The sequence below is a fragment of the Pseudomonas sp. MS646 genome, from assembly GCF_036693845.1.
Lineage (GTDB): Bacteria > Pseudomonadota > Gammaproteobacteria > Pseudomonadales > Pseudomonadaceae > Aquipseudomonas > Aquipseudomonas chlororaphis_E.
The window spans coordinates 5,078,442-5,104,542 of sequence record NZ_CP144763.1; the positions used below are offsets into that span (position 1 = coordinate 5,078,442).

At 63.1% G+C, this 26,101-nt stretch carries 16 protein-coding genes; 6 read left to right on the top strand and 10 right to left on the bottom strand.

Annotated features, from left to right (window positions below):
- Complete coding sequence (locus V3H56_RS22385) at positions 1 to 2,391, bottom strand: 7TM-DISM domain-containing protein (protein ID WP_338473876.1); 2,391 nt, start codon at positions 2,389 to 2,391, stop codon at positions 1 to 3.
- On the bottom strand, positions 2,391 to 3,230 hold the full coding sequence (locus V3H56_RS22390) for a DNA-binding response regulator (protein ID WP_185057708.1): 840 nt from the start codon (positions 3,228 to 3,230) through the stop codon (positions 2,391 to 2,393). The genes V3H56_RS22385 and V3H56_RS22390 overlap by 1 nt, the downstream gene beginning before the upstream one ends.
- Positions 3,231 to 3,417: 187 nt before the next feature.
- Between V3H56_RS22390 and V3H56_RS22395 the strand changes: the two genes are divergently transcribed.
- Entirely contained in the window at positions 3,418 to 3,822 is a 405-nt protein-coding gene (locus tag V3H56_RS22395; protein ID WP_338473877.1) for a DUF488 family protein, read from the top strand.
- Positions 3,823 to 3,879: 57 nt separating this feature from the next.
- Here the strand turns inward: V3H56_RS22395 and V3H56_RS22400 are convergent, their stop codons facing one another.
- The gene (locus V3H56_RS22400) at positions 3,880 to 4,740 is read right to left on the bottom strand and encodes a hypothetical protein (protein ID WP_259697672.1); all 861 of its coding nucleotides are present in this window, start codon (positions 4,738 to 4,740) and stop codon (positions 3,880 to 3,882) included.
- Between the two features lie 76 nt (positions 4,741 to 4,816).
- On the bottom strand, positions 4,817 to 6,742 hold the full coding sequence (locus V3H56_RS22405) for an MAC/perforin domain-containing protein (protein ID WP_047736861.1): 1,926 nt from the start codon (positions 6,740 to 6,742) through the stop codon (positions 4,817 to 4,819).
- A gap of 274 nt (positions 6,743 to 7,016) precedes the next feature.
- Here V3H56_RS22405 and V3H56_RS22410 point away from each other — a divergent pair, with 274 nt between their 5' ends.
- Positions 7,017 to 10,280 (top strand): AAA family ATPase, encoded by a 3,264-nt coding sequence (locus tag V3H56_RS22410; protein WP_338473878.1) that lies wholly within the window; start codon positions 7,017 to 7,019, stop codon positions 10,278 to 10,280.
- Between the two features lie 290 nt (positions 10,281 to 10,570).
- Entirely contained in the window at positions 10,571 to 12,067 is a 1,497-nt protein-coding gene (locus V3H56_RS22415; protein WP_338473879.1) for a hypothetical protein, read from the top strand.
- A gap of 61 nt (positions 12,068 to 12,128) precedes the next feature.
- On the opposite strand, the gene V3H56_RS22420 is transcribed toward V3H56_RS22415, so the two are convergent.
- Complete coding sequence (locus V3H56_RS22420; protein WP_338473880.1) at positions 12,129 to 12,833, bottom strand: hypothetical protein; 705 nt, start codon at positions 12,831 to 12,833, stop codon at positions 12,129 to 12,131.
- 164 nt (positions 12,834 to 12,997) lie between these two features.
- On the opposite strand from V3H56_RS22420, the gene V3H56_RS22425 reads away from it, so the two are divergent.
- The 3 genes from V3H56_RS22425 to V3H56_RS22435 all read left to right on the top strand — a co-directional run bounded on the left by V3H56_RS22425 (position 12,998) and on the right by V3H56_RS22435 (position 16,567).
- A complete protein-coding gene (locus V3H56_RS22425) occupies positions 12,998 to 13,414 on the top strand; it encodes a VOC family protein (RefSeq protein ID WP_042730228.1) in 417 nt (138 codons plus the stop codon).
- A gap of 118 nt (positions 13,415 to 13,532) precedes the next feature.
- Positions 13,533 to 14,528, top strand: a complete 996-nt coding sequence (locus tag V3H56_RS22430) for a TRAP transporter substrate-binding protein (RefSeq protein ID WP_042730229.1) — start codon at positions 13,533 to 13,535, stop codon at positions 14,526 to 14,528.
- Between the two features lie 131 nt (positions 14,529 to 14,659).
- Positions 14,660 to 16,567 carry an alkaline phosphatase D family protein gene (locus tag V3H56_RS22435; protein WP_047736873.1) on the top strand — a complete coding sequence of 636 codons (1,908 nt, stop codon included), beginning with the start codon at positions 14,660 to 14,662 and terminating at the stop codon, positions 16,565 to 16,567.
- A 282-nt stretch (positions 16,568 to 16,849) separates the two neighbouring features.
- On the opposite strand, the gene V3H56_RS22440 is transcribed toward V3H56_RS22435, so the two are convergent.
- The 5 genes from V3H56_RS22440 to V3H56_RS22460 form a co-directional block, all read right to left on the bottom strand.
- Positions 16,850 to 17,350 (bottom strand): methylated-DNA--[protein]-cysteine S-methyltransferase, encoded by a 501-nt coding sequence (locus V3H56_RS22440; RefSeq protein ID WP_047735953.1) that lies wholly within the window; start codon positions 17,348 to 17,350, stop codon positions 16,850 to 16,852.
- A gap of 178 nt (positions 17,351 to 17,528) precedes the next feature.
- Positions 17,529 to 20,276, bottom strand: coding sequence for a LuxR C-terminal-related transcriptional regulator (locus V3H56_RS22445; RefSeq protein ID WP_338473881.1), 2,748 nt, complete (start codon positions 20,274 to 20,276; stop codon positions 17,529 to 17,531).
- 343 nt (positions 20,277 to 20,619) lie between these two features.
- Positions 20,620 to 21,984 (bottom strand): DUF1329 domain-containing protein, encoded by a 1,365-nt coding sequence (locus tag V3H56_RS22450; protein WP_042730750.1) that lies wholly within the window; start codon positions 21,982 to 21,984, stop codon positions 20,620 to 20,622.
- Positions 21,985 to 22,009: 25 nt separating this feature from the next.
- Complete coding sequence (locus V3H56_RS22455) at positions 22,010 to 23,881, bottom strand: DUF1302 domain-containing protein (RefSeq protein WP_042730749.1); 1,872 nt, start codon at positions 23,879 to 23,881, stop codon at positions 22,010 to 22,012.
- A 329-nt stretch (positions 23,882 to 24,210) separates the two neighbouring features.
- A complete protein-coding gene (locus tag V3H56_RS22460) occupies positions 24,211 to 25,893 on the bottom strand; it encodes a fatty acid--CoA ligase (RefSeq protein ID WP_042730748.1) in 1,683 nt (560 codons plus the stop codon).
- Between the last annotated feature and the right edge of the window lie 208 nt (positions 25,894 to 26,101).

The window sequence follows — 26,101 nt, forward strand, 5'->3', positions numbered from 1 at the left end:
TTATCGCTCCCGAGCCGTCGCGCGATACACGGTGTCTGGGCAGGCCAGCGCCTTGACGCACGCCAGCAACTCGCGACTGTCAGCGGGCTTGAGCAGTACCGCGTCGAAGGCCAGGTCCTGTGGGTAATCCTGCGGTCTGCGTGGCGGCACCGCCGAATAGAGCATCACCGGAAGATCGGCCCATCGCTCGCGCACCCGTTGCAACAGTTGCCAGCCGTCCATGCCGGGCATCATCTGGTCGCTGATCAGCAGATCCAACGGCTGCTCGGCCAGGCAGGCCAGGGCCTCTTCACCCTGGGTCGCGATGCTCACGTCAAACCCGTAGCCGGCCAACAGGTCATACAGCCATTCGCTGTTCTGCTCGACATCGTCCACCAGCAACACATGCAGGCCCTGGCCATCCAGCGGTGCGACATGGTTGTCGACGATGCCGTTTTCCAGGTCCTGTTCCTGGGCGTATTTCAACGGCAGCTGAAAACTGAAGTGGCTACCGCCCTGCCCGGTGGCGTGCAGTTCCAGCCGGCTGTCCATGCGCTTCAGCAGTTGCGTGACGATGGACAAGCCCAACCCGCTGCCTTCGTAGCGTTGCGCATTGCGGCCCCGGCGGAACGGTTGCAGCAGTTGTTCGAATTCGTGTGGATCGACGCCGACGCCGGTGTCGATCACGCTCAAGCGCAGCTCCACGCCGTCGGCGCTCGCCCCCGCAGCCGCGCTCACCTCGAAACGGATACGGCCGTTGTGGGTGAATTTCGCGGCGTTGGCCAACAGGTTCATGAGGACCTGCCGCAGCCGTTTGAAATCGGCCTCGACCAGCGGCGGCAGGTCATCGGCCAACACGGCTTCGAACGTATTGCCCTGGCGCGCGGCGAGAAAGCCCGCCTCGTCTGCGATCTCGTTGAGGAAGCCATACAGATAACCCGGCGCCAGAACCAGTTGCATCTGCTCCATTTCCCCCCGGGAGAACTCGAGCATCTCGTCGATCAGTTCCAGTTGCTGGCGGGCATTGCGCTCGATGTTGGTCGGGTAGTCGCGATGGACCCCGCCCTGCAACAGGCGCGCGTAGTCGATGATGCGCACCAGCGGCGAGCGCAAATCGTGGCTGATACGAGCCATCAAGGCACTGCGGGCCGCCAGCGATTCGCGCAACTGCACCGTGCGCAACGCCACGGTGCTTTCCAGGCGTTCGTGCTCGGCCTGGCGCTGTTGTTCGAGGGTGGCCAGGGCGTGCTTTTCCCGGTGCCGGCCGCGGCTGACCTCCATGATCAAGGTGCACACCAGCAACGCCACGCCCGGCAGGGTCGACGACAGGCTGTATTTGCTTTGCGGCGACTGCCAGGGCAAGTACTCCTGGGGAAAGAACAGGCGCATCAACAGTTGGGCGAACAAGAGCCCCGGCACCAGCCAGGCCATCCAGCTGTAGCTCAGCCGTGCACGCCAGGCCATGAACAACGTGGCGAGCAGCACGCCGTAGAAACTCAACAGGGACACCTGCACGAGTTCCGCGCCCTGGACCGGATCGACCATCAACCACCAGAGTCGACCGAGCACACAGCCCAACAGCGGCAGCCAATAGCTCCAGGCAATGACGTTGGGCAGCCGGGCAACCTGCAACAGCACCCGCATGTAGGCGAGGAACAGGACGAACGAGATTGCGCTGACGCCGGTGAGCAGCTCCCGTGTCCAGCCGAGCGCCGCCGGCCAGTAGATCAGGTAGCCATTGAGGATGCAGGTGAGCAGGATGTAGCTCAGGACCGCCCCTGCGTTCACGGTGAGCAGTCGCGAGCGCAGGATCCAACCGACGATGAAACCGAACGGGACGACCAGCAGGACAATGCCGAGGGTGAGTCCGTCACTGAGGTACGTCTGTTGCTGACTGCGCAACAACGCCGGTTCGGACCACAGCTCCGGCTCCAGCAACATCTGGAAGTGACTGGTCACGCGGACGAACACCGTGACGCTCTGCCCTGCCGCCAGCGACACCGCAAACGCCGGTTGGCGCGCCGCTGGCTGAGGCCATTCGGCCAAGGGATAAGCGCTGCCACCGTGGGCATCACGCCCCGGCAGGTAGACGCGAATGTCCTCCAGGCGCGGCGCCCCGATCACCAGCAGGCGCGAACACGCCACAGCGCTTGAGTTGGTGAACTGCCATTTCAGCCAGTAGGCAGAGCGGCTGTAGCCTTGGGTTGGCCAGCGCGGAGTGACGGGGCTGAAACGGGCGTCGGGCAGTTGGGCGACGTCGTCCAAGCTTAACTGTGCCGGGGCGTCTTCGAACAGTTGCACGGTGGGCATCAGGTCCAGGTGGTCAGCCTGGCAGATATCCACAGGCGCCGCGTAGAGCAAGCCTGTGGATAACAACCCGATCGCCAGCCATAGGCACTGTAGCAGCCGCATCAGGCGCGCCCGGCCGACTCGGCATCGGCACGGCCCTGGGTTTGCTCGCGAAACTGGCTGGGGGTCATGCCGATTCGCTGGCGAAAGGCCGTGGTGAAGTTGCAGGCATTGCGAAAGCCCACCAACTCGGCAACGTCCTGCACGCTCATGGCGCTTTCAGCGAGCAGGTCTTGGCCACGCCGCAATCGCGCGTCGCGAATGTAGGCGAATACGGTCAGCCCCAGGTGCTCGCGAAAAATCCGCGAGAGGCGTTTCTCGTGGGTGCCCACCTTGTGGGCCAACTGGACCAGGGAAGGCATGTCATCGAGGTGCTCTTCAATCCAGCGCATCGCGGCACGCAGGACGATTTCATCGCCTTCCGGCTCCGGGTCGGCCGGGTTGGCTTCGCGGGGCGGTGGCACGCGCCAGGTCAGTTGCAGGTGGATCCTGATGCGCGCGAGCACTTCCTCGGGGGCGCAGGATTTGGGGATGTAATCGACCCCGCCCACGGTCAGTCCTTCCAGCCGCTCGAACGAGCTGTTGGCCGACGACAGGAACAGAATGGGCGTCTGCCGGGTCGCCGGGGCCTCGCGCAAAAGCCGGCACAGGCTGAACCCGTCCATCTGCGGCATGTGCACATCCAGGACAATCAGATCGGGACGCAGCGCCAGCGCCCGTTGATAGCCCTGGTGCGCATCGCTGGCCAGGGAAATGCGCCAGGGCTGCGCCTTGAGCAGGACGAGCGTTGCGCGGATGTCTTCCGGAACATCGTCGATCAGCAGGATATGCGGCTGCGGCTCGGATGACGCCGTCGCGTCGCCCGCCACGGCCACTCGCCTTTCGTATCGTCCGTCGTCCATTCGCTACGTTCTCTTTATCGTGCCTTTGCCAGCATCATTGCCGAAATTGCACAGCCAATCGATGGCTCGGTTAAAACTCGTCATAGATAGCGGCCGCGCCAGCGAAGACTTGAAGGCGGCAGGTTCCACCCGCTCGTGCGGCTCAGGGCCTATGCTGAAGGGACCTACTCTGACTGGCAGGCTGTAGATGATCCAGTGCAAACGCGCCTATGAAGCCGCAAGCGCCACGGATGGCGTGCGCATCCTGGTTGATCGGCTGTGGCCGCGCAATTGTCCCAAGCAGGCGTTGGTGATCGATGAATGGCGCCCGGAGGTGGCGCCTTCCCATGGGCTGCGCAAGGCATTCAAGGCCGGGACGGCTTCGTTCGAGGCATTCAAGGTGGCTTATCGCAAGGAGTTGGCCGCCCAGCCGCAAGGTTGGTGGCGGTTGGTGGATGTGGCGCGGGACGGACTCCTGACGCTGGTTTACGCGGCCAGGTCCGTCACCGAGAACAATGCCGTGGTGCTGGCCGAGTGGTTGGAGGATGAGGTGGAGAAGCGTGCGCAGGGGAGTTCGCCAGTGTGTTACCTCGCGGAGTTTCCCGAGATGTGAGGGAGTTGCTGCGTCACCCGGCGAGAGCAAGCGCCCTCGCCGCGGCATCGTGGGGAGTCAGGGTCGATAGCCCGGTGGCAGCTCGTGCTGGGTCGGGGCCTTTTCTTCGTGGTAGTGGGGTTTGCCGGTTGTGGAGTTCATGAGCGTCGAGTTCGCCAGAATGGTTTCCGTCAGCAGGCTGTCTTCGCCGTCCTTGAACCAGCAGGCCAGCGCCGAATTGCGGTTGCCGTGCATGTCGACCACCACCGGCCAGTTCTCCAGGCCGCGAGCGTCGCTGGGGGGAATGTCGCCATAGTGCTTGGGCGGCAGGACCAGGGCGTCGCCAGGGCGGACCCAGAGGTCGGCCAGGTAGATTTCCCGCGCGGCGGGCCGCCAGCGGGCGACACTGATGACCAACGGCAACCGACCGTAGCGCGAGAAAAACGCGTGGGGGAAGTTGTGGTATTCGAGATCCGTGGGGTTGTGGGTCAGCAACTCACGCATGCGCGCCGGCCCGAGGTAAGGCGATTGATGGCCGGCCCATTTGCCGTAGGTGTATTGGCCAAGAATCAACTGGTCATAGTCAAACCGCAGGCATTCGCCGTTTCCGAGCAAAGTCATGCCGAACGCCTGTGCCGTTTCCTTCGTGGCCCAGAGCGGCTCATAGCGCACTTGCTTGACGTGAAAGTCGAACGCTTTGATGACGTAGGACCCGGTGCTCGTCGGCACCTCGCGGTCCTTCCAACTGATGCCGGAATAGCGGGCACCCAGCAGCAGGTCGGGGTTTTCGGGGCTGAGGGTGATCAACGCTCCGCGCACCTGGTCGCTCGGCTGCGCCAGGCCGTGGTCGTTGAACAGGTAGGGGAATGTCCGGGCGTCGAGGGGCGTTTCCACACCGTCGCCGAGAAAGGGCACGCAGTTAAAGAGTTGAATTGTCATGGACCACTCATACAAGAAGACAACAGAAAACGCCCAGCCGCCCCGTCAGCGACGGACCGGCTGAACCTGCACGCTATCAACGATACGGACGATGCTGCTCGCGCAGCCAGTCCATGCCGTGGGGTTCGCGCCAAGGGCGCACGGCGGCACGTTTTTCCACCTGGGTGAGGCACAAGGCGTCCATCCAGTAGTAGACCATCAACAGGTGGAACACTTCATCGCCGCGCCGATCCCAGATCACGTCATCCTGCTGGCGACCCGGTTCAATGGCCTTGAGCCGACAGTCGCCCTGGTCGTGCCGACCTTGCAGGCAAGCGCCCGTCTCGTAGTTGATCAGCAGCACGGGATGGTTGATTTCCGGGTAGGGTTTTTCCAGCTCGGGCATGTACCAGAACTGCCCGGGGTTGCGCCTGTCCGGCGTTTGCATGGCGATGCGGGTCTTGTCCTGCGGGTCGGTCGCCAGCGCCGGTTTGTCGCCGGTGTTGTTGCGCAGGATGTACAAGACCGTGCACGGGTCTTCCTCGGTCTTTTCCGTTTGTACCAGCTTAGCCTTGCCGAACGAGTCGTAAGACAGGCGCGCCATGACCTTCACGGTCGGGTTGAGGTCCTTGCCCGGCTGGCCAAAACCGGCAATCAGGCCATCGACCCCCGGCACTTCCAGCTCATTGCCCGCCAGCACATAGGTCAGGCCGGCCATCGGGTTGGGCTGCATGTGGCGGGTCAGGGCGTCCCAGCGCTGGAGTGTCGCCCTGCTGGCGCCGTTGAGCAGCAGCGCCTCACGCATGGCGCTGCTGGGGTAGTAGCGCGCATCGCGGGGCCAGCGTTCGGTGACCATCAGCAATCGCTGCCCCTTTTTCTCTTTGAGCAGCAGGGCCAGGGCATCCCAGAACTGTTCGAACTCGGCCTGGGTAGCCGTCGCGGCCGGCGGGAAGTGCAGGTTTTCCTGGGCCTGCTTGCTGTAGTTATCGATGAACACCACACGCAAGGCCGGGCCTGTCGCCGTGCCGCGCGGTGCGGTTTGACCACCGGAATGGCCAAGCGTGATCACCGATTCCTGCCAGGAGCCTTCGATTTCCGCCTTGTAGCTGGTGTACCACAGGTAAGCCTGTTCCAGGGCGTAGCGCACTTCGCCTTTCTTGACGAAGAGGTACACCGGCGAAAGCTTCAACTCCACGATCTGGGGATCATCGGGCAACGACTCACGCCATTTGCCGAAGTCCGCGTTGCAGTTGCTCGGCTTTTCCGGGGTGAAATCGATCGCGTGCGTGCCGCCCTGGGTGGTCAGGTTGGCCACGCGATGGGCGATGTTTTTCTTCACCGACTCGGAGATCTCGGTGGAAGCGCTGCCTTTGACAAAGGTGCCGTACTCCGCCTCGACCATGGCGCTGAGGGTGTTGTCTTTGCTGAGGAAGGACTTGAGAGACGTCATCGCATAGTTCAGCGCGCCGCCGACGGTGACCTCGCTGACGATGTCGGCGCCGAAATCGACGAAGAAATCGAAAAACGGCTTTGCATCGCGCGGATCGAAGACCTTGGGCAGCTCACCGACGCGCGTCTTGAAGCTCGCGGTCGCGCTGTCGGGGTTGAGCTCCAGGTTCAGTTTCCACAGGCGCACCGTGTGGCTGTAGAGCACGGCGTCACGCTCTTCGAGCTGTTTGATATTGCTGCCGAAGGTGACTTGGAAGCCGGCGGAAAACGCGCCGTATTTACCGGAGCCCTGGACCTTGGACTGGGTATGGCTTTCGTATTCGTCGCGGGAAGTGAAGGTTTCGACGAAGTGATCATCCTTGGCGACTGCCGTGCTCATGGCGACATTCTGGCCAACGTTGTAAGTGGTTTGCCGGTACGGCACGGCGCGTTTGCCCGACTCGGTATCGCCCACTTTCTGGCATTCCTTGCTTTCGCCGGCCCAGTCGAGCCGGTTCAGGCCGCGCCCCAGTAATTGCGAACCGCCGATGTCCCGTGGTTCGTTGCTTGAGCCGCCTATCAATCCATCGTTCATTGCCGTTCTCCCATCACTCAGGTTGTATCAATTGGTGCCAATTGATGGGGCTCAGTATCGGAACGGGCGGGATCGGCGGACAGTCCAGAACGGTGTCAGTCCGGTATCAGTTCGGTATCAGGCCAATTGCCATCTTTCCGTTAACGCGGGCGATGCAGTGGAGTAGACTCGAACGGTTTTCCAGGCTCGACCTCGCAAGTGCCGGTGATCGACATCGGATTGTGCATTCATTGGCGCGCCGCCCGAAGCGAAGGGGCCGGCCAGGGCTATCGACATGGACTCCAGACAAAGCTCGTTTCCAGCCCTGCCCAAGCCCGACGCCTCCGTATCGGACGGCCGCGTAATGCTGGACGCCGCCTCGTTGAAAGGCCTGCGCAAACAGCACGGCCTGAGCCAGGAAACCCTGGCCGAAGCCTGTCTGAACCGACACCTGTGCGTGTCCATTGCCTCGATCAAGCGCGCCGAAACCGGTAAGCCGGTGCTCTACCGCACGGCCCGTCACCTGGCCACGGCGTTCGATGTCGATGTCAGCGCGCTGCTCGGGCCATCCGCCTCGGCGGCGCTGGTCGATATCGAACAGGCCGTGCTCGCACTGCACGACCAGGCCTTTGCGCAACACGCATTGAACCAGGCCGACGAGACCGTCATCCGATATGTGCTGGAGCTGTCCTTCGGTCTCGATACCCAGGGGCTGAGCGACGAGGTCGAGCGGTTGGTGCGCCAGTTCGGCGGTGTCCCGCTCGGGATGACCCAAGGCGTGGTGATCGCCCAGTTCGGTTCCCCCCAGGCGTACCGCAGTGACAGCGAGCGCGGCTTGCTCTGCGCGCTGGCGCTGAGCCGGGAGGCGTTCGTCAAGCCGGGGCACGCCTTGTTGCTGCGGCTGGTGCGCTTGAGTGCCGAAAGCCCGGAGCTGCACACCGAGGCGCTTTCGCTGGCCCACCAGCCGCTGCAGGATCGCTACGGGCATGCGCCGGTGTACGTCGCCCAGAACCTGCTCGAACAGCTGGCCTCACGGTTTGAGTTCTACGCCGCCGACGAGGTGTTTCCCGCCTATCGAAAATGCCGGCGCCCGCGCAGCCTCGACGAAAACGCGCCCCGCCCGCTGGTGGGCCGGGCGATTGAAGTGTTGCAGTTCAAGGGTGTGGTCGAGGCCACCCAGGAATGCCAGGACGGCCATGTGGTGTACGTGCGTGGAATGGCCGGCATCGGCAAGACCCGCCTGGTCAGTGAGTTTGTCGACATCGCCCGACAGAGCGGCTTCGCCTGCCACCGCGGCGATGTGCTGGATTTCGGCATGAACAACAGCCTCTGGCCGCTGGGACAGTTGCTCCACAGCCTGCTCGGCCTCGGGCCGGTTGGCGCGGGTCAGTTGGAGGAGGCATTGTCGCGCCTGAAAGTCGCGGCCGAGCATCGGATGTTTCTTCACGTGTTGACGGGCATTGGCGCGGCCGAACCGCCCGCTCTCTACGCGGCGATGAGCAACCAGGCCCGCACCCAGGGGTTGTTCCAGGCCATGTGTGAGGTGGTGCTGCGCCTTGCGGTGCACCAGCCCCTGCTGATCTGCCTTGAAGACCTGCACTGGGGCGACAGCGCGCTGTTTGCCATGCTGGCCAAGCTGCTCAACGCCACGGACGAGGCGCCGATCGTCTGGCTGCTGACGTCACGCCCCGAAGGCGACCCGCTGGAAAACCAGATCCGCGCCGGCGCCAGCCACCCCATGAGCCTACTGGACATCGCGCCGATCCGCGCCCGCGAAGCCACCGCCCTGGCGGATCAGTTCACCGACGTCGACCCGCGCTATCGGGCCGACTGTGTCACCCGCGCCCAGGGCAACCCGCTGTACCTGACACAACTGTTGTCGAGTGAGGGAGGCGTGTTCCCCGACAGCCTGCGGCACCTGGTCCAGACCCGCTTCGACAAACTCGCCCCCGACCAGCGCCGCGCCTTGCACTACGCCGCCGTCCTGGGCAACCGTTTCGAACTGACGCTCTGGCGCGAAGCCCTGGGCCAGCCCACTTACCTGCCGACGGCGGACATGCGCCAGGGACTGTTGCGCGAGGTCGAGCCGGGAAGCTTCGTGTTCGTCCATGACCTGGTCATGCATTGCCTCTACGACGCCATGCCCACCGCCCTGCGCGAACAACTGCACCGCGACGTGGCACGGCTCTACCGCGAGCGCGACCGGACACTCCACGCCCAGCACCTGCTACGAGGCAACGACCCGGCGGCGTTCGACGCATTGCTGGCGGCCATGGACGAAAAGCGCCTCGCCTGCCAGTACGACAGCGTCCTGGCGCTGGCCCGCCAATGCGCGGCCTTCGACGCGCGCACGCGCCACCACTTCCCGTTCGCCCTGTTGTGCGGCCAGGCTTGTGCCGGCCTCGGCCAGACCGCCGAGGCGCGGGAGCATTTCCAGCAGGCGCTGGCCTTGGCGGTACAGCCCCAAGACCGAATCGACGCCGCCCTCGGCCTCGCGGCCGCCCTCAACACCCTGGATTGCCTGGACGAAGAAGAACGCCTGATCGAAGCCACCCTGCCGATCGCCCGCACGCTGCACGCCCACATCGCCCTCGCACAGTTGCATCAATTGCGCGGCAACATCTACTTCCCCCGTGGCGACTACGCCGAATGCCGCCGGCTGCACGAAGAAGCCTTGTCCTATGCGCGCATCGGTCGCCACCTGGAAAGCGAAGCCAAGGCCCTGAGTGGCATCGGCGATTCCTACTACGCACAAGGCCGGATGCAAACCGCCTACGAAGTCTTCGACCAATGCGTACGCCTGTGCGAACGTCATGGGCTGGTCCACGTGGAAGCGAGCAACCGCAGCGCCCGGGGCTCGGCGCAGCTTTACCTGGGCCAACCCGAACCCGCCTTGCGCGACGCCGCCGACGCCATCGAATGCAGCCGCAAGATCGGCAACCACCGCGCCGAAGTGTTCTCCCGCCTGACCGCCTCCTGGGGCCTGGTCGCAAGCGGCCAGGCCCATGCTGCCGAGCAACAACTGAACGGCGCACTGGAACTGGCCCGCAACCTCGGCGCCAGCCGTTTCGAAGCGATATTGCTCGAAGGCCTGGCGCGCGTGGCGCTGCACCACGGCGATCGCGAGCGGGCACAGGCCCTGATCATCGACGCGGCCAGCCTGGTCGAACGTTTCGAGCTGCAACGCTACATCGGCCCGTGGGTCTACGGCAGCCTGGCGATGATCGTCGACGACTCGCCCCTGAGCGAGCAGGCACTGCTCAAGGGCGAAGCCCAGCTCACCCAGGCCTGCCTGGCCCACAACGCCCTGCGCTTTCGCGTGGCGGCGGCGGAAACCTGCCTGCTGGCCGGCGATGTTGAACGGGCGACCTGGCAGGCAGAACAGATGGCCGCGCTGCCGCAGGCCTCGTCGTGTGCCTGGGTCAGTCACCATGTGCAGGTGATTGACGGCGCGGGGCGAGCGTTACGCGGCGAGACCATGCCCAAGGGCCTGTGGGAGGACGGGCAGCGGCTGGGGTTTGGCAACACGATGCCTCGCTTGAGGGCGTTGCTGGGCTGATGGCCGGGCGGTTTCATCCCCAGCAAACGCGCCCTGGACGCCCTGCCATGGCGAGCGCTTTTTGCTTCGCTGTCCGGCTAGGCTCTGTTTGAAAAGTCTTGAGACGAAGGTCAGGCAAGGCGAAAACCGGCGAGGAACGGCCGGGGTCGCGCTCGACTTTACTGGAGTAAATGAGCATTCCGATCGGACTCGCGCACGAGCCGGTTTTCAACGCAGCATGAACGAGTATCAAGGCTTTTCAGACAGAGCCTAAGATAGGGCTGCTGAAAACCATAGGGACGGCAGGCACGATGCAACTCGGTTTCGATCCGCTGATTCATCTCGACTGGAAAACGCCGGGCGCTGAATGCCTGGGGTTGTTCCAGCATTACTATCCCGACATCGCGGTGTTTACCGGAGCGCCATTCGAAGCGTTGCTGGACGAACTGTCCAACGAAATGCCCGAGGTCTGTTTCCAGGCCCTGGCAACGGCGCTGGCGCGCCACGGCTACGACCTGTGGAACCTCGACGCCGGTGCTGATGACTACCGGCCCGTCATCGTCCCGACCGAACAGCGCGAAGCGTTTGCCCGGCATTGGCAGGACCGTGCGCCCTTCACACCGACACGGATCGAGCAGGCTCGCGCCGCCACCCCGCGCAAATCCACGCCAACCAAACGCAAGCCGTTGAACTGGCTGCCTGAAGTCCATGACTATCCCGGGCCCACCTATGTGCACGAATACAACTACCACAATGGCTGGGCCGGCATTACCGAACAAGACGACGAGCAGTGGCTGTGCTTCCTGATCGACTACAACTCATGGCCGCCCACCGAGCAGGACATGCTCGAACACCGGACCGACCCAGTCGACGGCGCTGACCTGCAGTTGATCGATGCCGACACCCAGCACAGCCTGTGGCGCCGTCAGGTCGAACGGGGTGCCTACAGCGCCGACGACCGCTACATCTACGAGCGTCGCGAAGGCGAAGACGTACAGCCCTTCGGCCCTGCGCAGACACAATGGCCCGCGTTCGAAGAACCCTGCGTGGTGGTCGATGGCCAAGTGTTCGAACGCCAGCGGCTGTACGAGCCCGAACACCTGACGCGCATCTGGCGGATCACCGCCGACAGCAGCCAGGTCATCTTCGAGCATTCGGATGAGTTGAGTATCCTGCCCATCGGCCCGCGCCGCTTGCTGTTCATGCAGGACCACGGTACGCAGTGCTGGATCTGGCACCAGGATGCGCCCCACGAGGCCGTCGCCGCCAAACCGATGCCGGCCGACGGCGGCAAACTGCGCGCCGCGACCGCCTACCTCGGGGGCGACGAGATTCTGCTGTTCAGCGAAAGCACGCGGCAGAATGTCGAACACTCGGGTTACCAGGAAACCGTGCTGCTGGCGTGGCGCTTCAACGTCGTGACCGGCGCCAGGACCCACGCGTTGCTCGACGGTTTTGGCAGCGAACTGCGCCAGGACACAAGTCTGCTCGTCACCCAGCCCAAACAGGTCATCACCCTGCGCACCTTCCACGGCACGCTGCACGTTAGCCGCGGACACGGCGACTGGTGGGTGTGGGACTACCAGACCCACACCTTCGGCTCACACACCCTGGCGTGGTTCTGGAACCAGGCCACCCATGAGGTGCTGAAACTATCGACCCGAGACATCCGGCGCATCAAGCCGCACATCCGCTACCTGCCGGCGCAGGATCGGTACCTGGCGTTTGAAACAGCGTTCGTGGCGCGGTTGCCGGTGTTTGCGCAGATGGTCGAGGCCAAGGGCGTTGATGTCCTGGCGTTTGAATGAAAACAAAGGCCCGCGGGGTGAGGGAGCCTGCGCCCTCGCCACCTGTTTTACCCGAATGCGACTACCGCTCAGCCTCCCCCTGTGGATAAACATCGCTGACATTCAATGACAATTGCGCAGCCACCTCATACCCATCGGCCTTGCTGAAATTCAGCTGGAACTCCTGGTAAGCCGGGCCAGCCAGCCAGCGGTCGACCTGCAGGCCTTGGTGCTTGGAGCTTTCACCCGGGGTGAGTTGCCCGAACAGCGGATACCCGGCATCGGCAAAGAGCCGGTCGGCCTCGAACCAGTCCATCTCCTTGTCGAGGCTCACATGGGGGCCGACGGCCGCCCAGGCACCTGGCGTGACCTTCTGGCCGACGTCCAGGAAGATCACCTTGCTCTCTTTCGCGCCGATCAGGAACGGCAGGTTCATCGGCGCCCCTGTGGAATCGAGCAGCTTGGATTTCATGCCGAGGTATTCTCCCCCACCGTTTTCCCTGCGCTCCCAGATCCGCCAATCGATCACGCTTTCGGGGTTGAAGCTGTTGTTGGTGAGGATGATCTTGTAGCGCTGTTTGAAGAGCACGACCGAGGCATCTTTATAGGGTTTGTAGAAGGACACCTTGGTGTGCTCGGCACCGACCCGGATGATGATCGGGGTTTTGCGGCTGGCGACGCTGTCCCGGTATTGCTGGTAGGTGAAGAAGGCTGAAGCGATGGAGACGATCAAGGCCAGTGTTGCAATGGCATCTGTACGGGTGAGGGTTCTGAACCAGTTCATCATGGGGTACGCATCCAGGCGTTCGGGGTGGTTGGGCTGATGGCTTCGCGAGCAGGCTCGCCATCGTCTGCACAATGGCCCATTCCCACAAGTCTTTACGGCTTGGTTTCTGCCTGTTCTCCACTAAGGTGATAGGAGCCCTGCCATTCAACGACCCTGAGGCCGCCATGAGGAACTTCACGATTCAGCACATCGATCACATCGTCCTGCGGGTCAAGGACATGGAGCGTAGCCTGGCGTTCTATACGTCGGTGCTCGGCTGCGAACTCAGGAAGCGTCGAGATGACCTTGGCATGCTCCATCTCGGTACAGGCGTCTCGATGATCGATCTGGTGGATGTCGAAGGGCCGCTGGGGCGCCCGGGCGGTCCGGCCGCCGATAAGCAGCGTCGAAATGTCGACCACTTCTGCCTGCGCATCGAGCCCTTCGATGAAGCCGCGATCCTCGCGCATCTGGCGTCCAACGGCGTCGAGGCCGAGAAAGCGCAGGTGCGATACGGCGCGCAAGGCCAGGGCCCGTCGATCTACTGCCTCGACCCGGATGGCAACCAGATCGAATTGAAAGGCCCTGCTCAAGAGCCGTAAAAGGCGCCACTCAAGGTCCCCCTGCGTCGCCCGGCAGCCGACGGTTTTTCTCCTAGACTTGCAGTGTCTCGTTCTTGAACCACCGCGCCGCCCATCACAACGCAAAGGGAACTTCGCAATGCTCAAACGCCTGTGCAAAACACTCGCCTGCATGCTGGCCATCAGTGCGCTGGGCACGGCCATGGCGGCCGAACCGATTGTCATCAAGTTCTCCCACGTGGTGGGCGAACAAACGCCCAAGGGCCAGGGCGCACTGCTGTTCAAGCAGTTGGTGGAGGAGCGATTGCCAGGCAAGGTCCGGGTCGAGGTGTACCCCAATTCCACGCTGTATGGCGATGACAAGGAGATGGAAGCCTTGCTGTTGGGGGATGTGCAGATCATTGCCCGGTCACTGGCGAAGTTCGAGCAGTACACCCGGACCGTGCAGTTGTTCGACTTGCCGTTCCTGTTTGACGACATTGCCGCCGTGGACCGCTTTCAACTGAGCCCCGAGGGCCAGAAGTTGCTCAAGTCCATGGAAAGCAAGAATGTCACCGGCTTGGCCTATTGGCACAACGGCATGAAGCAGTTGTCGGCCAACAAGCCCTTGCGCAGCCCCGACGATGCCCGTGGCTTGATATTCCGGGTGCAGGTTTCAGCGGTGCTGGAAGAACAGTTCAAGGTATTGGGCGCCAAGGCCCAGAAGATGATTTTCTCGGTGGTTTACCAAGCCTTGCGCACGGGCCTGGTCAACGGCACGGAGAATCCTTATTCGAACTTCTACGACCAGAAACTCCATGAAGTGCAGAAGTACGTCACCGAGACCAACCACGGCGTACTTGACTACATGTTGATCACCACCTCCGACTTCTGGAACAACCTGCCGCCGGACATTCGCAGCGAACTGGACAAGATCGTGGTGGAGGTGACGGCCCATGTGAACCAGGAAGCGGACCGGCTGAATCAGCAGGACAAGCAATATGTGCTCGACGCCAAGACCACCGAGATCATTACCCTCACCCCCGAAGAGCGCAACGCCTGGCGCGAACGGTTGAAGCCGGTGTGGGCGACGTTCGAGAAGGCGATCGGGCCAGACCTGATCAAGGCCGCCGAAGCGTCCAATAAGCCGCAGTAACACCATGGCGAAGGCCCTTCGTCCCCAGCGGCAACGAGCGCCTTCGCCACGGAACAATGCTTGTCCTGTCCAGCCGCAAGGCACAGTGCGCTATGATCCCGGCCTTGCCCTGAACAGAGCCTGCGCCACCCATGTTGCCGTCTTCTGCTGACATTGCCTCTTCCCTGCCCCCTGTGCTGGTCGGTCCGCTGTTGCGGCGCCTGGAACCGACGCGGCTGGTGATGTGGCTGGTGGGCACGCGACCGCTGGCGTTGACGCTGCACATCGACGCAGTGGGCGATCTTGAGCTCGACGGGCCGCGTTGCACCGTGGTGCCGGTGGGGCAGCACGCGTTCGTCCATCTGATTGACGTGCCACTCGACAGCCCCCTGCCCCAGGACGTGCCGATCGATTACGACCTGCGGGTGGATGGCGCCCCGATTGCCGAATGGGCGCCGCACCTGTTGTATGGCGAGGCGCAGTGCCCGAACTTCATGCTGCATTCGCGCATCGAGCAACTGGTCCACGGCTCGTGCCGCAAGCCCCATTACCCGGCCAACGACGGCCTGCTGTGTGTCGACCGGCTGTTGGCACAGGACTCGGCACAACGGCCGGCGTTGCTGATGATGAGCGGCGACCAGGTTTACGCCGATGACGTCGCGGGCCCCATGTTGCGGGCGATCCATGCCTTGATCGAGCGCCTGGGCCTGTTCGAGGAATGCCTGGACGGTGCCGTGGTGCAAGACAGCGCCAGGCTCTACCGGCACCCGGCCAGTTATTACCATCGCGCCGATTTACTGCCGGCCCTGGAGAGCAACGAAACCCTGCGCGAGCGCTTCTTTGGCGGGGCGCGCAAACCGATTTTCACCAGCAGCAGCGCCGACAATCACCTGGTGACGTTCGCCGAGGTCATGGCGATGTACCTGCTGGTGTGGTCGCCGGTGCCCTGGACGCTGATCACCGTGGTGCCGCCCGAGCTGACCCCGGAGCGGCGCCAGCGCTATGACCTGGAACAGCAACGCATCGACGCCTTCAAGGCCGGACTGGGTGGCGTGGCGCGGGTGTTTGCGCAGCTGTCGTGCTTGATGATCTTCGACGATCACGACATCACCGACGACTGGAATCTGTCCGCGCAATGGGAGGAAACGGCCTATGGCCATCCGTTCTCCAAGCGCATCATCGGCAACGCCCTGATCGCCTACATGCTCTGCCAGGGTTGGGGCAATAACCCGGACGCCTTTGCCGACGTGCTCCAGCAAACCCTGGCCGTGACCGCCACCGCTCGCGACCGCTACCTCGACAGCGCGCCGCAGGACAAACTGATCGACACGCTGCTGGGCTTCCAGCAGTGGCACTACGTGATGCCGAGCACGCCGGCCCTGGTGGTGCTCGACACCCGCACCCGCCGCTGGCGCAGCGAGAACAACCTCAAGCAACCGTCCGGCCTGCTGGATTGGGAAGCCCTGAGCGAGTTGCAACAGGAACTGCTGGACCATCCTTCGGCGATCATCGTCTCGCCGGCGCCGATCTTCGGGGTGAAGCTGATCGAAACCGTGCAACGGGTGTTCAGTTGGTGCGGTTATCCGCTGTTGGTGGATGCGGAAAACTGGATGGCCCATCGCGGTGCGGCCCAAGTGATCCTGAACATTTTCCGACACTCGCGCACACCCGGTAATTACGTGGTGCTGTCAGGCGATGTGCATTATTCCTTCGTCTACGAGGTGCTTATCCCACACCGCAAGGGCGGCCCGCGCATCTGGCAGATCACCAGCAGCGGCATCAAGAATGAGTTCCCGCCGGCGCTGCTGGAATGGTTCGACCGCCTGAACCGCTGGCTCTACGCTCCGCGCTCGCCCCTGAACTGGTTCACCAAGCGCCGCAGCATGCGCATCGTTCCCCATACCCCGGAACATGCCGAGGCCGGCGAGCGCCTGTGGAACTCAGCGGGGATTGGCCAGGTGTTCTTCAATGAACAGGGACAACCGGCACAGATCTACCAGCACAACGCCAACGGCAAACCGCCAACCCGCATGCAGGCGCCGAAATCGCCGCCGACTTGAAGCCACTCCCCCTGCGGGAACTTGCCCGCGAAGGGGCCGGTACATCCAACATCGTTGCAAGCTGCCCCTCCGCTTTCGCGGGCAAGCCCGCTCCCACAATGGGTTGTGGCGAACACTAATCCTGCGGCCAACCCGAATAACTGTGGGAGCGGGCTTGCCCGCGAAGGGGCCGGTACATCCAACATCGTTGCAAGCTGACCCTCCGCTTTCGCGGGCAAGCCCGCTCCCACAATGGGTTGGTGGCGAAACGCTGATCCTGCGCCCACCCCGCTCCCGCAGTCTTCAGAATGCCAACTGGAGGGTTTGCTGGCCTTCGAGGCTGAGCAGGAACTGTTTGGCGGCCAGGCCGCCGGCGAAACCGGTCAGGCTGCCGGAGCTGCCGATGACGCGGTGGCAGGGGGCGATGATCGAGATCGGGTTGCGCCCGTTGGCCGCGCCCACCGCCCGCACCGCAGTCGGTTGGCCGATCTGGATGGCGATGTCGCGGTAGCTGCGGGTCTGGCCGAAGGGGATGGTCAGCAATGCCTGCCAGACCCGGATCTGGAAGTCGGTGCCAGCAAAATCCAGTTCCAGCTCGAAACGGCTGCGCTGGCCGGCGAAATACTCCGCCAGTTGGCGCTCGGTTTCCTTGAGGGTCGGGTGCTGGCTGTCCTCTTCCAGCGGCCCCAGGCGTACCCGGTTGAGCCGCTCGCTCTCCCACAGGATGGCCGCCAGCTTGCGCTCACGGGCGACGAGGGTCAGTTGGCCGACGGGGGATGGGATGGTTTTGTAGAGGGGTGGCATTGAACATTCCTTATCATGGACCGAGCGCTGTCGTGGCGAGGGAGCTTGCTCCCGCTGGGCTGCGCAGCAGCCCCGAGCAATAGCCTGGCACATCGCGCCTGCAGGTTTCAGGGTCGCTTCGCAACCCAACGGGAGCAAGCTCCCTCGCCACAGATGTTTGCGCGAGTCCGTACCTCATTCACCCCAACAACCCCAACGCCTTCGCCCGCGCCACCGCCTGGGTGCGGCGTTCGACGCCGAGTTTACTGTTGATGTGGCTGGCGTGGGTCTTCACCGTGTGCAGCGAAATAAACAATTGCTCGCTGATTTCCTGGTTCGAGCAGCCCTGGGCGATCAATTGCAGCACCGCGCGCTCGCGGCTGCTGAGGGTCTCGACCGGTGTCGAAGGCTCGGCCGGCATGGCCACCGCCGACGGCAGGCGTTCGAGCAATTGTTCGCGCACAGGGCCGGGGGCGGCGTGCAGCAGTTGTTCACGCAGCCATTCACGGTGCTCGCCCAGCAGCCATTCGAAGGGCTGCAAGACACCGCCGGCAGCCGCTTCGAACGCCTGGGCCAGGGCGCGCCGCGCTTCGGGTTCGCGGCCAAGCCCAAGCAACAGGGCGACTTTCTGGTTGAGCGCCATCACACTGAGCATTTGCCGGCCGGTCTGCTGACCCTGTTCGAGCAAGGCATTGAGCCGTCCCTCGGCGAGCATCGGCTGGCCACGGATGGATTCGAGCAGCGCCTGTTGCAACTCGACATGCAGCGGCAGTTGCGGATGGAACTCCGGTGGCGCGGCTGCCCGTTCGCCGGTGTAAGTCTGCCCCAGCCGCGACAGCCAGGCCTCGGCCAGGTCGGTGCGGCCCTGGGCGAGCCAGAGTTCGCATTTGACCAGGGTGATCATCGCCAGGTAGTAGATCGGTGGCACGTCCCAGATGTGCATCAGGCGCTCGGCTTCGGCCAGTTCGGCGAAGGCCCGGGCGAACTCGCCGTTGTTGCCTTCGATCCGCGCGATCACGCAATGACCGAGCAGCACGCTGATGTCGCGACAGGCCCGGGCTTCGGTCAGGCCGGCCTGCAACCGCGTCAACCCAGCCTGGGGTTGCATGCGCAAGGTCAGCAGGAAACCTTCGTACAGGGTCAACCGCGCCCGCACCGCGTAAAGCCGCTGCGGCGACAGCGCGTGCAAGCGTTGCAGGCCTTGATGCACTTCTTCCAGCGCCCGCTGGATCTCGCCGCGGGCTTGCAGGACCCTGGCGCGATCGTAATGGGCCAGGGCCTCGAACAGCGGATTGCCGACCCGCTGCGCCAGCTCCAGGGAATCACGATTCAGGCCACGGGCACGCCACAGGTCGCCGTCGGCAATCGCCAGGTTCGACATGGTGGACAGGCACATCAGGCGTTGGCCATAGCGCTTTTGCGGCAGGCTTTCCAGCGCTTCGCTGCAATAGCGCACAGTGGCTTCGCGATCGCCGCGGCCACGGGCAACGATCCCGCTCAGGGCCAACCATTGGGCGAGCATGGATTTTTGCGCGGTGGCCGAAGGCGCCGGCAGGAAGCGGCTCAGGTGCGCCGCCAACTCTTCGGCGGCGTCCAGTTGGCAAGCCAGCCCCAGCGCCCAGCTGTAGAGCACGATCAGTCGCGGGGTGCTGATGAGCAGGCTGTCGGGCAGGTCCATTTTCCAGCGCAGCAACATGCCAACATTCTGCTCGGCCAGCAGTTGCTCCTCCGAGAGGTTCTGCACCAGGTTCGCCGCCACGTCCAGGTGCCCGGCCCGCAGGGCCTGCTCCACCGCTTCGTCGATCAGGCCCTGGGCATTGAACCAGCGACAGGCGCGCAGGTGCAGGGTCGCGGCCGGGACCATGGCCGGCGCACTGGGACGGCTACGCAACAGGTCGGAAAACAGGTGGTGATAGCGGTACCAATGACCATGCTCGTCCAGCGGCACCAGGAACACTTGGTGGGACGCCAGATAGCGCAGGATCTCGGCGCTGTCATGGGCTTCGCGCACCGCGTCGCACAACGCACTGCAAAAGCGCTCCTGGGGGGCGGTGTCGTAGAGAAATGCCTGCACCTCGGCCGGCAGGCAGTCGATGACTTCTTCGAGCAGGTAATCGCGGATCAGCCCTTCCCCGCCGTGCAGGGACTGCGGCAGCAGGCCTTCGGTGCCGGCCTCGGCGGCGGCCTCGGCGGCGGCCAGCAGCCAGAAACGCAACCCGGCCACCCAACCTTCGCTGCGCTGGATGAGATTGTCCAACGCCTCGCCGCGCAACGAACTGCTGTGATGCTGGAGCAGGGTCTGGGCTTCTTCATGGGTCAGGCGCAGGTCCTGTTCGCTCAGTTCGAGCAGTTGCCGCGACAGGCGCAGGCGCGCCAGGTGCCAGTCCGGCCGCTGGCGGCTGGTGACGAGCACCAACAGGCCTTCGGGCAGATGGTTGAGGAAAAATTGCAGGCAACGATCCAGCACCGGCCCTTGGGCCAGGTGATAGTCATCGAGTACCAGCAGCAATGGGTCGCGCGCTGAAAGATGGCTGGACAGCTCGTCCAGCAGGCCATCGAGCCACTCTTCAAAGGCAAAGGGTTGATGCCGCTGGCGCATCTTCAACAGCCCCAGCGCCCGACGGCCCAACTGCGGGAAGAATGCCTGGAGCCCTTCGAGCAGCCGCTCCAGGAAACGCCCCGGGTCGTTATCCCGGGCGCTCAACCCCAGCCAGAGGCTTTGCCAATGGGCCGGCAGGCTCTGGCAGAACTCCACCGCCAGGGAGCTTTTGCCGAACCCCGCCGGGGCGCTCACCAACAACAGCCGGCCGCCAAGCCCCGCACTCAAACGCTCGCACAACCGCGGCCGCACGACGTGGCCATCGGGCAAGGGCGGGCGGTAGAAACGCCCGTCCTGGACCGCGATGGCTGCGCGGGCAGAATCCGGAAGTGAAGACAAATCAGTCATGGCCGACTCTTGTTGAAAGGCGGATGGCGGCGTTGCAGATGTCCGCAGACTAGCGGTAAACGAGGAGGTATTGAAGGGAGTGCTACAAATGGCTACAAAAAGACTACAAGTCGATTCGCCCTGAAAAACGCGCCAGACATCCCTTCCGTGGCGAGGGAGCTTGCTCCCGCTGGACCGCGAAGCAAAGTGCTCAGGTGCCAGCTAAACAAGGCGGGTTGCCTTGGAGTTGCTGCGCAACCCAGCGGGAGCAGCGCCCTCGCCACAGGACTTTGTGTTCGGGAAAAAAACGCCCCGAACCAGGTCGGGGCGTTTCTTCGAGGATGCGGCCTCGGGTAAAGCGGTTTTAGCGAATGCCGTCCTGACGCAGTGCGTTCGGGGTGAAGTCGGCCGTGCTGGCGGTGAAACCAAAGTCGTAGGCCTGTTTCTCTTCGTTCTTCATACCCAGCGCCAGGTAGCGGCCGGACTGCAGGTCGTAGAGGGTTTCCAGGGCATACCACGGCACTTGCTTGTCGTAGTAGTTCTCGGCATGGGCCTCGGCCACGCGCCACAGTTGGCCACGACCGTCGTAATGGTCGATGACCGCGGCTTGCCAGGTGTCTTCGTCGATGAAGAAGTCACGCTTGGCGTAGATGTGGCGCTGGCCTTCCTTCAGGGTCGCGGTCACGTGCCAGACACGGCGCAGCTCGTAGCGGGTCAGGTCCTGGTTGATGTGGCCAGCCTTGAGGATGTCGGCGTACTTGAGTTGCGGCGAATCGATCTTGTAGCTGTTGGCGGCGATATACAGCTCTTTCTTGCCTTCCAGCTTCCAGTCGTAGCGATCCGGCGCGCCGTTGTACATGTCCAGGTTGTCGGAGGTACGCAGGCCGTCGGCGGCGGTACCCGGGCCGTCGTAGGACACTTGCGGGGCACGGCGCACACGGCGCTGACCAGCGTTGTAGACCCACGCCGAACGCGGTTCCTTCACCTGGTCGAGGGTTTCGTGCACCAGCAGCACACCACCGGCCAGGCGCGCCGGCGCGGTCACTTGCTGCTTGAAGTAGAACAGGATGTTGCCAGGGTTGGCCGGATCGAAATCCTTCATCTTGTCGCGGAACACGAACTGGTCGCGGAAGTACACCAGGCTGTACGAACCGTTGGGCTGTGGGGTGGCCTGGGTGACCAGGCGCGTTACGCTGCCGCCACGATAGCGCGTGATGTGGTTCCAGATGACTTCCACGCCGCTCTGGGGAATCGGGAACGGCACCGCCGTCTCGAAGTTTTCCAAGCCGTTACCGCCGGAGACCAGCTTGGTGTTGACCGCGTTTTTCTTGATGGAGGCGAACACCTCGTCCGGCACGGTGGCACCGCGATGGGTCGGATAGACCGGCATCTTGAAGGTTTCCGGGTAACGCTTGAACATCGCGTACTGACCCGGCGCGAGCTTGTCCTTGTACTGGTCGACGTTCTGCGCGGTGATGGTGAACAGCGGTTTTTCACTGGCATATGGGTCGGCGAGGAAGCCCTTGCTGTCCACGGAACCGGCATTCTTGGCCATGGGTTTCCAGGCCGAGATCGAGCCGTCGGCATTGCCGGCCATCTCGGCGCCCATCGGCGTCAGGCTCTTGCCAAGTTTATCGGCCTCGGCCGCGGGTACTGCCGCCATGACGCTGGCGGCCAGCAGGGATAACCCCAGAACACCGGCCTGCATCAGATTCTTTGTTATTTTCATAGTGTGTCGTCCTGAAATACGGTGCTTAGAAGGTCACGCCGACGCTGAGCGCCAGGAAGTCACGATCGTCCACGGTGCTGAAGTCGCCACCAAAGAAGTTGGTGTAGGCCAGGCTGGCGTTGTAGGTGTTCTGGTACTCGGCATCGAGCCCGAGGCTGACGGCTTTGCGGCCTTCCTCGAAGTTGCCGCCAGGGCCTGGCGAGTAGCCTTTGACGTCATGGGACCAGGCCACGTTGGGCTTGAGGTTCACGCCAGCGAACACGTCCGGGTATTCCCAGATGGCGCGAGCGCGGTAGCCCCAGGAGGTGGAGGTGGTGAAGCCGTCGTTGTCGCAGTTGCTGTTGACGTTGCCGACGGTTTGGCCGCCACCTGCGGCGGTAGCGCCGTTGAGCCTGTTACAGGCTCCGTCGGGCAGTTGACCCGGACCAAAGACAGGGTCCCGCCCATAGCGAACGTCCGACTTGCTTTCCAAGCCTCCAACATGAGTAACGCCGACTTCACCTACCAGCGTGAGACGACTGGCGCCCATGACCTGATCCAAGAAGTGGGTAAAGGTGGTCTGGAACTGAGTGATTTCCTTGCGGCGATAACCATGCAGATCCTGGCCTGGCACACCCGTGAGCAGCGACGCATTGCCCAACGTAGGACCACCGAGCGGGCGAACGCCGGCGAACAGGATATCGGTGGTGCTCAATTGCACCGGTGCATTTGGGCGATAGCTCAATTCACCGCTCCACGCCGTACCGGTAGGCAGCGTCGTGGAGAAGCTCAGGCCGTAAAGGCGAATGTCTTCCGGATATTCGACGAAATATTGCGAGTTGCCTGCAACCAGCAGAGGCGCCAGTCCGGCAAACGGAGGGGGCAATCCTGCAGCGATGTTGTAGACCGACTGCGAGGCACCCGTGGCACTGAAAATCGGCGCACGACTGTGGTAGTTCATGAAGTAGGCACCGAACTCGGTGTCCAGCGGCTCGAACATGTACTTCAACGAAGCGCCCCACTGACCACTGTCACGGGCGTCGCGATCCGGCCCGCGGCGTACCAGTACGCCTTCTTCGTTGACGTCGACACCCAGTGCGGCCGCTGGGCCCAACGCGGCGGCTGGGAGCGTGGAACGCTTGCTCAGCACCCGCAGGTTATCGGTACACCCATCAGCAATCACATCCGGCTGGGAGAAGAACGTACCGCAGTTGTCCACCACGGTCTGGTCCCACTCCAACTGGTAGAAGGCTTCGGCCGAGAGGTTGTCGGTCAGGCTCTGGGACACGTAGAACATGTTGACCGGGATCAGGCCTTCCTTGATCTCGGCACCAGGACGACGGAACGCGGACACGTCGACCGGGTTGATGGAGTTGATGCCACCCTGGATGAAGGTACTTTCACCCCAACTGACCACCTGCTTGCCCAGGCGAACCGAGCCCGGTTGATCGGCAATGGCGTAGTTGTGGTAGACGAATGCGTCGAGGATCTGTCCGCCGGAGGACTTGGCGCCTTCCTTGCGGTTGTTGTCGCTGATGTCCTTGTACAGGCGGCTTTCGTCCTTGAGTTCGAAGTCGTACCAGTACTTGCCACGTACGAACACGCCGGTATCGCCGTATTTCAGCTCCAGGTCATGGATGCCCTTGAAGATCTTCGAGAAGGTTTCCCCACGCTTGAAGTTCAGGTGGCCGTCATCGGAGGTCTGGGACAGGCCCTTGCCGCCGTTGTTGACGCCGATCAGGTCCTTGTTGGGCTTGGCCGTGGACCAGCTCGCGCCGACCGACAGGGACGAGTCGAACTGGCCTTCGATTTCACCGATGTTGAAGCTGACGCCGAAGGCTGGCCCGGCGAGCGAAGAGGCGAGACTGACCGCCAGAGGCAATTTTGCCCGGCGCCAGAACGTGGTTGCTGAGGTCATCGACGCTACTCCATTGCATTATTGTTATGGCAGTGGTTATCCAGGAACACCCCAACGGCTGGGAGCGGCAGCGTCCCGACATCCGTCGAAGTCGCATCACCCTTTCGTGCGTGCGCCCCGTTCCTGAAAAATCCGTCAACGGACTATAGCCAGCAGGTAGTACGGCTTGATCCCTCTAAAGTGTGATTTGCAGCCCCGACCACTCTGGAACAGTCCTTTCGCCAGGCCGACAGGTGTCGGCACGGCAAGGATGGCTGAAATTTGCGGTTTGACAAGGCAAGCGCTTGCTTGGTGGGGCTGCCGTGCCCTTTCGGGCACGGTAAAAAGGCTCAAAGCGTCGAGAGGAAAGTGCTGTTGTTGCTCTGCCATTCGGTGATATCGACGCGGATGCGCTTCTTGTCGAGCTTGCCGACGCTGGTCTTGGGAATTTCAGTAACAAGAGCGATCTGGCTCGGGATCGCCCACTTGCTCAAGTGCCCCAGTTCGACGAACGGCTTGAGGTGTTCCTTGAGCTCGCGCGCCCCGATCTGATGCCCTTCGCGAATCACCAGCAAGGCAAACGGACGCTCGCCCCACTGTGGATCGGGGACGCCGACGACTGCTACTTCGCGTACCGCCACGTGACGGCTGATGAGGTCTTCCAGGTCCAGGGACGAGATCCATTCGCCACCGGTCTTGATCACGTCCTTGATCCGATCGCGGATGTCGATCACGCCCATGCTGTCGAGCGTGGCGACGTCACCGGTGTGCAGCCAGCCGCCCGCCCAGAGCTCGGCGCCCTTCTGCGGCTCGTTGAAGTAGCCTTCGGTGAGCCACGGCGCACGCAGCACCAGTTCGCCCTGGGTCTCGCCGTCGGCAGGCAGGAAGCGGCCCTCGGCATCGATAATCGCCGCCTCCACCAGCGGCCCCGGCACGCCGGCCTTGATCCGGTAGGTGGTGCGCTCGTCCTCGCTGCCCGCGAGCAATTCTGCGTTGAGGTGCGCGCAGGAAACCAGCGGGCCGGTTTCCGACATGCCATAGGCGGCGGTGAGCTGGATCCCCTTGGCCTTGGCCGTTTCGTAGAGGCTGCGGTTCAGGGCGCTGCCACCGATGACGATTTTCCAACCGCCGAAATCGGTGCCCTGGGCGCCCTTGGCGTTGAGGAGCATCTGCAGGATGGTCGGCACGCAATGGGAAAAGGTGACCTTTTCCTTGCGCCACAGCTGCACGAGGAGTTCAGGGTCGTAGCGGCCCGGATAGACCTGCTTGAGGCCGAGCATGGTCGCCACGTACGGCAGCCCCCAGGCATGTACATGGAACATCGGCGTGATCGGCATGTAGACGTCATTGGTGCCCAGCAACCGCACGCTGTCGATGGACCCCATGATGGTCGCCACGCCCATGGTGTGCAGCACCAGTTGCCGGTGGGTGAAGTACACCCCCTTGGGGTTGCCGGTGGTGCCGGTGGTGTAGAACGTGGTGGCGACGGAGTTTTCGTCGAAGTCCTGGAAGTCATGGGTGGGGCTGGCGGCGGCCAGCAACTGCTCGTACTCGCCCACCAGGTTCGGCAGCTCGGCGGTTTTTTCCGGCAGGTCGGTGAGCAGCAGGGTCTTCTCGACCGTGGTCAGGTGCCCGGCAATGGCCTGGTACAGGCCGACGAACTCGCTGTTGACCAGCACGAAGCGGTCCTCGGCGTGGTTCATGGTGTAGAGGATCTGCTCCGGCGACAGACGCACGTTGATGGTGTGGATCACGGCCCCGATCATCGGGATGGCGAACATGCACTCCAGGTAGCGATGGCTGTCCCAGTCCATCACCGCCACGGTATCGCCCGCCTTGACCCCGGCCTCGGTCAGGACATTGGCCAGGCGCGCGACCCGTTCGATCAGCGTCGGGTAGCTGTAGCGCAACTGGTCACGGTAGATGATCTCGCGGGTTTTCTCATAACGGGCACCGGACATCAGCAGTCGTTTGATCAGCAACGGATATTGATAAGCGCCTTCGGCTGGGGGAATAACGCGAGTCTGCAACATGGGAGTCCCTTTTCTGACTGCACGGTCTTGGCTGGAGGTAAGCACTCTAGAGGGCTTATACACCGACCAAATCAGCCAAAGGAATGATTTGATCGGGCCATGAATGCTAGCCTTGCGCCAGCTAGCACTCGGTTCCCGGGCCATTTGTACTAAACCTTGTCAGAACGGTCTTCAAAGGCGAGCATATGTCATCCGCTTTGTTACAAAA

Bases quoted from the DNA above. Each gene is read 5' to 3' on its own strand.
- V3H56_RS22455 (WP_042730749.1), bottom strand. From the start codon at position 23,881: ATGACCTCAGCAACCACGTTCTGGCGCCGGGCAAAATTGCCTCTGGCG.
- V3H56_RS22395 (WP_338473877.1), top strand. From the start codon at position 3,418: ATGATCCAGTGCAAACGCGCCTATGAAGCCGCAAGCGCCACGGATGGC.
- V3H56_RS22430 (WP_042730229.1), top strand. From the start codon at position 13,533: ATGCTCAAACGCCTGTGCAAAACACTCGCCTGCATGCTGGCCATCAGT.
- V3H56_RS22435 (WP_047736873.1), top strand. From the start codon at position 14,660: ATGTTGCCGTCTTCTGCTGACATTGCCTCTTCCCTGCCCCCTGTGCTG.
- V3H56_RS22440 (WP_047735953.1), bottom strand. From the start codon at position 17,350: ATGCCACCCCTCTACAAAACCATCCCATCCCCCGTCGGCCAACTGACC.
- V3H56_RS22420 (WP_338473880.1), bottom strand. From the start codon at position 12,833: ATGATGAACTGGTTCAGAACCCTCACCCGTACAGATGCCATTGCAACA.
- V3H56_RS22400 (WP_259697672.1), bottom strand. From the start codon at position 4,740: ATGACAATTCAACTCTTTAACTGCGTGCCCTTTCTCGGCGACGGTGTG.
- V3H56_RS22425 (WP_042730228.1), top strand. From the start codon at position 12,998: ATGAGGAACTTCACGATTCAGCACATCGATCACATCGTCCTGCGGGTC.
- V3H56_RS22445 (WP_338473881.1), bottom strand. From the start codon at position 20,276: ATGACTGATTTGTCTTCACTTCCGGATTCTGCCCGCGCAGCCATCGCG.
- V3H56_RS22390 (WP_185057708.1), bottom strand. From the start codon at position 3,230: ATGGACGACGGACGATACGAAAGGCGAGTGGCCGTGGCGGGCGACGCG.
- V3H56_RS22415 (WP_338473879.1), top strand. From the start codon at position 10,571: ATGCAACTCGGTTTCGATCCGCTGATTCATCTCGACTGGAAAACGCCG.
- V3H56_RS22460 (WP_042730748.1), bottom strand. From the start codon at position 25,893: ATGTTGCAGACTCGCGTTATTCCCCCAGCCGAAGGCGCTTATCAATAT.
- V3H56_RS22410 (WP_338473878.1), top strand. From the start codon at position 7,017: ATGGACTCCAGACAAAGCTCGTTTCCAGCCCTGCCCAAGCCCGACGCC.
- V3H56_RS22385 (WP_338473876.1), bottom strand. From the start codon at position 2,391: ATGCGGCTGCTACAGTGCCTATGGCTGGCGATCGGGTTGTTATCCACA.
- V3H56_RS22450 (WP_042730750.1), bottom strand. From the start codon at position 21,984: ATGAAAATAACAAAGAATCTGATGCAGGCCGGTGTTCTGGGGTTATCC.
- V3H56_RS22405 (WP_047736861.1), bottom strand. From the start codon at position 6,742: ATGAACGATGGATTGATAGGCGGCTCAAGCAACGAACCACGGGACATC.